Annotated in this window: 6 protein-coding genes; 3 read left to right on the top strand and 3 right to left on the bottom strand. The window is 68.6% G+C overall.

The window, feature by feature from the left end; translation table 11 throughout:
• Positions 1 to 30: 30 nt before the first annotated feature.
• Positions 31 to 2,148, bottom strand: a complete 2,118-nt coding sequence (locus ACTHNC_RS09135) for an acyl-CoA dehydrogenase family protein (protein WP_440294292.1) — start codon at positions 2,146 to 2,148, stop codon at positions 31 to 33.
• 137 nt (positions 2,149 to 2,285) lie between these two features.
• Positions 2,286 to 3,197, bottom strand: a complete 912-nt coding sequence (locus ACTHNC_RS09140; RefSeq protein WP_440294287.1) for a DUF4436 family protein — start codon at positions 3,195 to 3,197, stop codon at positions 2,286 to 2,288.
• 116 nt (positions 3,198 to 3,313) lie between these two features.
• On the opposite strand from ACTHNC_RS09140, the gene ACTHNC_RS09145 reads away from it, so the two are divergent.
• The 3 genes from ACTHNC_RS09145 to ACTHNC_RS09155 are packed head-to-tail and all read left to right on the top strand — an operon-like array spanning position 3,314 to position 5,294.
• A complete protein-coding gene (locus ACTHNC_RS09145; protein ID WP_440294288.1) occupies positions 3,314 to 3,871 on the top strand; it encodes a DUF1697 domain-containing protein in 558 nt (185 codons plus the stop codon).
• Positions 3,868 to 4,470, top strand: coding sequence for a YdeI/OmpD-associated family protein (locus tag ACTHNC_RS09150; RefSeq protein WP_440294289.1), 603 nt, complete (start codon positions 3,868 to 3,870; stop codon positions 4,468 to 4,470). The genes ACTHNC_RS09145 and ACTHNC_RS09150 overlap by 4 nt, the downstream gene beginning before the upstream one ends.
• Positions 4,467 to 5,294, top strand: coding sequence for an MBL fold metallo-hydrolase (locus ACTHNC_RS09155; RefSeq protein ID WP_440294290.1), 828 nt, complete (start codon positions 4,467 to 4,469; stop codon positions 5,292 to 5,294). Before ACTHNC_RS09150 ends, ACTHNC_RS09155 begins: the two co-directional genes overlap by 4 nt.
• 4 nt (positions 5,295 to 5,298) lie before the next feature.
• On the opposite strand, the gene recQ is transcribed toward ACTHNC_RS09155, so the two are convergent.
• Complete coding sequence (recQ, locus tag ACTHNC_RS09160) at positions 5,299 to 7,137, bottom strand: DNA helicase RecQ (protein ID WP_440294293.1); 1,839 nt, start codon at positions 7,135 to 7,137, stop codon at positions 5,299 to 5,301.
• Positions 7,138 to 7,575: the final 438 nt, after the last annotated feature.

A 7,575-nucleotide genomic window follows, 5' to 3' on the forward strand; every position in this document is an offset into this window, starting at 1 on the left:
GTTAGGGGCCAGGCGGAAAACGCGGGGGCCCTACCGCTTGCTCTTGTGGTGCAGCGTCCGTTCGTCGATCGGGGCTTCTCCGGATGTCCGCAACGCGCGGTAGTACTCCCTCGCCTCGTTCTGTCGCTCGGCCTCCGCGCCGCTGGCGATCTTCGCCCGCAGGTGCTCCTGTTCGAAGCCGAAGGCATCCACCAGGGACTGCGCGTGCGGACGCAGTCGAGCGACCAGCCGATCGATGTACGCGGTGACGGCCTGAGCACGCTGAGGGGAGAGCCGCCCGTGAATGATGTGCCAGGCGACGTGCTTCTCGATGAGCCCGAGGCCGAACAGGTCGCGCAGCCAGGTGAGCACCTGCCTGGTGCCGGCATCCTGCACCGTGTCGAGTGCCTCGGTGAACGCCTCCCACTGCAGCAGCTCGCCGTGTGCGCGAGCGGCCTCGATGAGCTCGTTCTGCTGCGAGTTGAACAGGGCGGCGGCCTTGTCCTTGGGCAGCTTGTTCGCATTGCGCAGCCGCGTGGCGACCTCGGCGATCATGGTCTCGACGCGGTCGGTGAGCAGTTCGCGCTGGGTCTCGGGGTCGCGCAGCTGACCGACCGAACGCGCCGTCGAGCCCAAGTCGGCGACCGTCTGCGCGAGGCGACGAAGGCCGGAGCCGTGGTACGCCCGGTCGGCGGCCTGGGCGACGACGTAGCGCGCGAGAGCACCCGCATCCGCCTTGGCGAACTTCTTCGAGTAGTCCGTCAGCAGGCGCTTGGCCACCAGCTGCAGCAGCACATTGTTGTCGCCCTCGAACGTGACGTAGACGTCGAGGTCGGCGCGCAGGCTGACCAGCCGGTTCTCGGTGAGGAAGCCGGCGCCGCCGCACGCCTCGCGTGCCTCCTGGAGTGTGTCGAGCGCGTGCCAGGTGGAGAGCGGCTTGAGCGCTGCCGCGAGGGTCTCGAGGTCTTGACGGTCGTCATCCGTGTCGGCCTTGCCGCTGAACACCTCGTCGAACTTCAGCAGGAGCTTGTCGTGCGCGAAGTACTGCGCATACGTCGTGGCGAGCCGCGGGATGAGACGCCGCTGGTGCCGCTGGTAGTCGAGCAGCACCTCCTCGTCGGTGTCGCTGCCCGCCGTGAACTGGCGGCGCTGGTTGCCGTAGGTGACGGCGATGGTCAGCCCCATGGCGGCGCCGATGGTGGATGCTCCGTCGAGCGACACCCTGCCCTGCACGAGCGTGCCGAGCATGGTGAAGAAGCGGCGACCGGGGCTCGCGATCGGGCTCGTGTAGGTGCCGTCCTCCGCGACGTCGCCGTAGCGGTTCAGCAGGTTGTCGCGCGGGATGCGCACGTCGGTGAAGTGCAGGCGTCCGTTGTCGATGCCGTTGAGGCCGCCCTTGAGTCCGTCGTCCTCTCCGCCGATGCCGGGCAGGAACTCGCCCGTCGCGGCGTCGCGGATCGGCACGTAGAAGCAGTGCACTCCGTGGTTCACGCCGTTCGTGATCAGCTGCGCGAAGAGCGTGCAGGCCAGGCCGTCCTTCGCCGCGTTGCCGAGGTAGTCCTTCCATGCGCCGCGGAACGGCGTGTTGACGACGAACTCCTGTGTTTCGGGATCGTAGGTGGCGGTCGTGGCGATGGAGGCGACATCCGATCCGTGCCCGGTCTCGGTCATGGCGAACGCGCCGGGGACCTCGAGGCTCATGATGCCCGGCAGGTACTTGTCGTGGTGCTTCTGCGTGCCGAGGTGCATGACGGCCGCACCGAAGAGGCCCCACTGCACGCCGCCCTTGATCTGCAGCGACGGGTCGGCCGTGACGAGCTCCTCGAACGCGGCGATGTTGCCACCGTGGTCGTTTCCGCCGCCGACGGATGTCGGGAACGCGCGATGCACCTGCCCGTTCTCGACCAGCAGCTTCAGCTGCTCGAACACGCGCGCGCGGTGCTCGTCGAGGCTCAGGCCCTCCACCCGCTGCAGGGCCGGGTTCTTCGCGAACTCCAGGGAGGCGAGACGCACGTCGGCCCACGAGCCCAGCAGCTTGCGGCCCAGCTCGGCCACGTTCACCTCGGCGGGCGGGGCGTCAACGTCGACGGGGCCGGTCTGCAGGGTGTACGAGGACCGGTCCGGCCGTGTGATGTGCTCGGTGATGGGCTTCGAAGCGGTGTCGACCATCGCAAGACCTTTCTGGGCGGGAGTGACGCCTTTCACGGTAGGCAGGCATCCTTGAAGCAGCCAGTTCGCGGTGCGGATGCCACAAACGGCCTTCGGACGTCGGCGCGGATGCCTGTGGCTTTGTGCAACCTTGGGGCTCAGCGGTCCGGATGCCCCCACCGTGCCCAGGCGGCGACGTAGATCGCGAGGCCCACGATGAGCCCGACGACGACCCACAGCACGACGGTGAAGTCGATCCACGAGCCGATCGGAGGTGAGCCGGGCAGGAACGTGCGCAACGGGATGGTCGCGAACAGCATGGCTCCCATCCACCCCATGAAGGAGGGTTCGAGCTTGCGTTTGCCACGGAACGCGGTGATCGCGACGAACAGCACGAGGCACGGCATCACGATGAGCAGGGCCAGCAGCACGAACGCGAACGCCACAGTGCTGCTCGACCGGGTGGCTCGGAAGTCGATGTACTGCGGACTCGAGAGGGCTTCGGCCAGCGTGGCGGGTGTCTCCTTGGGCGCCTTGCCCTTGAGCGCGACGTCCACACGCCATCCGGGAACGTCGCCGGTGAACCAGACGTCCGTCGGTATCGGGCGGCTGACGCCTCCGTTCGTCACGTAGGCGAGCACGATGAGCTCATCGGCGCGGTAGCCGTCGAACGGCCAGTTGCCGATCTCACCGTCGGACAGTACGCGCACGGGTTTCGTCGCTATCGCGGAATCGGCGGGGAACACGATCGACTGTGTTCCCTCGATGGGCGACACGATCACGTGGATGTCCTCGGCGAGCGCGAGCCCGTTACCGGTGAAGAAGGTTTCCGACGGCTTGATGTACACGCTCAGGTCGGCACGCTGGTGCGCAGCATCCACTCCCTCGACGTTCAGTACGACGGTGACCCCGCCCTTCTTCGGCTCAGGCTCGGAAGGCCCTAGGCCCGTCACATGGCCGCTGATCGCGTACAGGGTCACGACGAGCGCGTAGACCACAGCCAGCACGACGACGATGGACACCACTCGCACGAAGGTGCGTCGTCTCGGCGCGCGGCGTTCATCCCCCACGCGCAGAGCCTATGGCGGTGAAGGATGCTCGCCGCCGCGCCCCGCGGAAACCGCGGCGAACCGCCATGCGTCGCGCGCGGCCGCACCTGTCACCGGCTCCTGGCATGCTGTTCGGCATGACGCGGTACATCGCGCTGCTGCGCGACATCAACGTGGGCGGACGCACGATCAAGTCGGCCGAACTGTCCGAGGTGTTCCGTTCGCTCGGATACGACGCAGTGAAGACGGTGCTCGCCAGCGGCAACGTGGTGTTCGAGGCGGACGGCAAGGCATCCGCTCTGCGCACCGAGATCGAAAGGGCGCTCAGCGACACCTTCGGCTATGACGCGAAGGTGCACGTGCTCGACACGGATGCTCTCGCCCAGATCGCCGACGCCTACCCGTTCCCGGCGCGCGAGGGCTGGCACCGCTACGTCGTGTTCCTCATCGGCGCATCCGGAGCACCCGGCTCGACGGATCGGCCGGCCGAGCTGGATGCCGTCGCCCGGCACGCTTTGGGCCTCGAGATCGACCCCGAGCGCGAGCAGCTGGCCGACGGCGGTCCGGTTCTCTACTGGACTGTCGAGCGCGGCCACACTTTGGACAGCGTCGTCGGCAAGGGCATCGGGAGCGGCAAAGGGAAGGCCATGACCACCAACCGCAACCTGAACACGCTGGAGAAGCTGCTGCGATGAGCGTCGAGAGACCCGTGCTGCGACTGCCCGACCCGGATGCCTGGCGCGAGTGGCTCGAGCAGAACCACGACTCGGATCAGGGCGTGCAACTCGCGCTCGCCAAAGGCGGCGCATCGGGCATCACATACGCGCAGGCCCTCGACGAGGCGCTCTGCTTCGGCTGGATCGACGGGCGCAAGCAGGGGCTCAGCGACACCGAGTGGTTGCAGACCTTCACGCCGCGTCGGCCGCGGAGCATCTGGTCGAAGCGGAATCGCGAGCATGTCGAACGGCTCGAGCGCGAGGGCCGCATGACGGACGCCGGGCGCGCGGAGATCGAGCGCGCGAAGGCGGACGGGCGATGGGATGCGGCGTACGCCGGTTCACGAGACATCGGGGTGCCCTCGGACCTCGCGGAGGCGCTGGCGGCGAGCCCGCGGGCATCCGCCATGTTCGCGACGCTCACGAGCCAGAACCGGTTCGCGATCCTGTTCCGCATCGGGAACGTGAAACGAGCGGAGACCCGTGCCCGCAAGATCGCGGAGTACGTCGCCATGCTCGAACGCGGCGAGACCATTTATGCGCAGAAGAACAACTCAAAAGAGGAGACCGGAATATGACCCTTTGGATCTGTGCGACGTGCGGCGTCGAGCACGCCGACTCCCCCGAGCCGCCCGCCGCGGACTGCGCGATCTGCAGTGACGAGCGGCAGTGGGTGCCGCGCACCGGGCAGAAGTGGACCACAGCGGAGGAGCTGCGCGCGGCAGGCATCCGGGTGGGGCTGCGCGAGATCGAGCCGGGGCTGATCGCGGTCACGAGCGATCCCGAGGTGGGAATCGGACAGCAGTCCATGCTGGTGAAGACCGACGCCGGCAACCTGCTCTTCGACCCGCTCGGGTACGTCGACGATGACGCCGCGGTGCGCGTGCTCGAGCACGGACCCGTTCTGGCGATCGTCGCGAGTCATCCGCACATGTACGGCGCGCAGGTGTCGTGGTCGCGCGCACTCGGCGATGCGCCGGTATACGTCAACGGCGCCGATGAGGAGTGGGTGCGGCGGCCGGACGATGTCATCAGGATCTTCCGCGGCACGCTGGAACTGGCGCCGGGGCTGGAGCTGCACACGCTGGGCGGCCACTTCCCCGGAAGCACCGCGGCCCTATGGGACGCCGGCGCGGAGGGCAAGGGTGTGCTGCTGGCGGGCGATGCGATCTTCCCGAACCCGAACGGGACCTCGGTCTCCTTCATGCGCAGCTACCCGAATCTGCTGCCGCTGTCGGCCGCGGTCGTCGCGCGTCTCGCCAGGCAGGCGCTAGGGCTTCGGTTCGACCGGCTGTTCAACAACTTCGGCAGAAGTGTGCCGCAGGATGCTCACGCGGTGATCCGGGCATCCGCCGACCGTTACATCGCGTGGGTGCGGGGCGACCACGACGATCTGACGTGACGGCTCAGGCGGGCGAGGCGGCGACGACCGCGAGCACGTCCTCTCCGTAGGTCTCCAGCTTCTTCGCACCGACGCCGGAGATCTGCGCCAGCTCCTCCAGCGTGCTCGGCCTGCTGGAGGCGACGCCGCGCAGCGTCGCGTCGCCGAACACGATGTAGGCGGGCACGCCCTGTTCCCTCGCCTGCTCCGTGCGCCAAGCGCGAAGCGCCTCGAAGAGCGGATGCGCCGTCGCCGGCAGCGCCTCGACGCTCGCCTTGACGGCGCGCGAACGCGGCGCCCGCTCCGCCTGATGACGCAGCAGCACCTTGCGAGACCCGTTCAGCACATCCGCGCTCGCTGGTGTGATCGCGAGCGTTCCGTAGCCGTCGTCGTTCACCGCGAGCAGTCCGAGCGCGAGGAGCTGTCGCACGACGCCCCTCCATTGCTGCTCACCGAGGTCGTCGCCGATCCCCCAGGTGCTGAGCCCGTCGTGCCTGTACTGGTCGACGCGCGGCGTGCGCTTGCCGCGCAGGATGTCGATGAGGTGCCCCGCACCGAATCGCTGATTGCGCTCGCGCTTCAGGCGCACGACCGTGGATAAGAGCTTCTGCGCGGGGACCGTGCCGTCCCACGTCTCGGGCGGGTTGAGACAGGTGTCGCAGTTGCCGCACTCGCCGGATGCCTGCCCGAAGTACTGCAGGAGGTTCTGCCGCCTGCAGTGCACCGTCTCGCAGAGCGCGAGCATCGCGTCGAGATGGGCGGACATCCGTCGCCGATGGGCGAGGTCGCCTGGCGACTCCTCGATCATCCGTCGCTGCTGCACCACGTCTTGCAGCCCGTAGGCGAGCCAGGCCACAGCCGGCTCGCCGTCGCGGCCGGCGCGGCCGGTCTCCTGGTAGTAGCCTTCGACGGACTTCGGCAGGTCGATGTGCGCGACGAAGCGCACGTCGGGCTTGTCGATGCCCATGCCGAACGCGATGGTCGCCACGATCACGACGCCGTCGTCGCGCAGGAACCGGGACTGCGTGCGCGCGCGAGTGCCGGCGTCGAGCCCTGCGTGATAGGGCATGGCGTCGATGCCGTTCTGGCGCAGGTGCTCCGCGGTCTGCTCGACGGTCTTGCGGCTGAGCGCGTACACGATGCCGGACGCCGGACCCTCGCCGGACCCCGGGTCGCCGGCGAACTCGTTCTTGATGAACGAGACCAGCTGCCGCCGCACCTCGTTCTTCTCCACGATGCGGTACTGGATGTTCGGCCGGTCGAAGCTGGCGACGAAGTGCTCGGCGTTCTGCAGCGCGAGTCGTTCGGTGATCTCGCGGTGCGTGGCCTCGGTCGCCGTCGCGGTGAGCGCGATGCGGGGAACGTCCGGCCAGCGCTGCGCCAGTTCGGAGAGCCCGAGGTAGTCCGGCCGGAAGTCGTGCCCCCACTGCGAGACGCAGTGCGCCTCGTCGATGGCGAACAGCGCGATCTTTCCGCGCGACAGCAACTGCTTCGTCTGCTCGTTGGCCAGCCGCTCAGGAGCGACATAGAGGAGGTCGAGCTCGCCGCGCAGGTACGCGCGCTCCACGGATGCCCGCTGGCGGGCATCCTGCGTCGAGTTCAGGTAGGCGGCGCGCACGCCGACGGCGCTGAGCGCGTCCACCTGGTCGTGCATGAGCGCGATGAGCGGCGAGACCACGACGCCCGTGCCCTCGCGCACGATGGACGGCACCTGGTAGCAGAGGCTCTTTCCACCGCCCGTCGGCATGAGCACCACGGCGTCGCCGCCGTCGACGAGACGATCGATGATCCGCGCCTGGTCGCCCCGGAACCCGTCGTAGCCCCAGACCGTCTGCAGCACGTCGAGCGGGTCGGCGCCGACCATGCGCCGAACGGATGCTCGCTCCAGCTCCTCCTCGAACCGATCGGCGTCTCCGTTGCGGCGTGCCCCACCGTTCGAGGACAGCAGCTCCGGCCCGTAGTCGTCGTCCGGCGGCACGAGCTCGTCTGGGTCCCAATCGGCCGGATTCCAATCCGCCGAGATCGCTTCGGCGAGGTCGGCCGCGGCAGGGTCCGGCGACGGTTCGAACGGTTCGGGCAAGCTCACCGATCCAGGTTAACCGCGGCTTCCGACGGCCGCGTCGGGTCCACGGGCTCCTGTGCGGAACCCGTTCTCCACAGGGCGCCGCTTCGCGGGCATGGGCAGGAAACTCTATCGCGGCTTCGCCGCTCAAAGACTCAATCGGGTTGGGCGGGGGCGGGCGGGGGCCCCGCCCAACCCCACAAACCGCCAAGGGGGCGGGAGCCACACACCGCCGGGAAC

Origin of the sequence: Humibacter sp. (assembly GCF_051954055.1) — a bacterium.
Lineage (GTDB): Bacteria > Actinomycetota > Actinomycetes > Actinomycetales > Microbacteriaceae > Humibacter.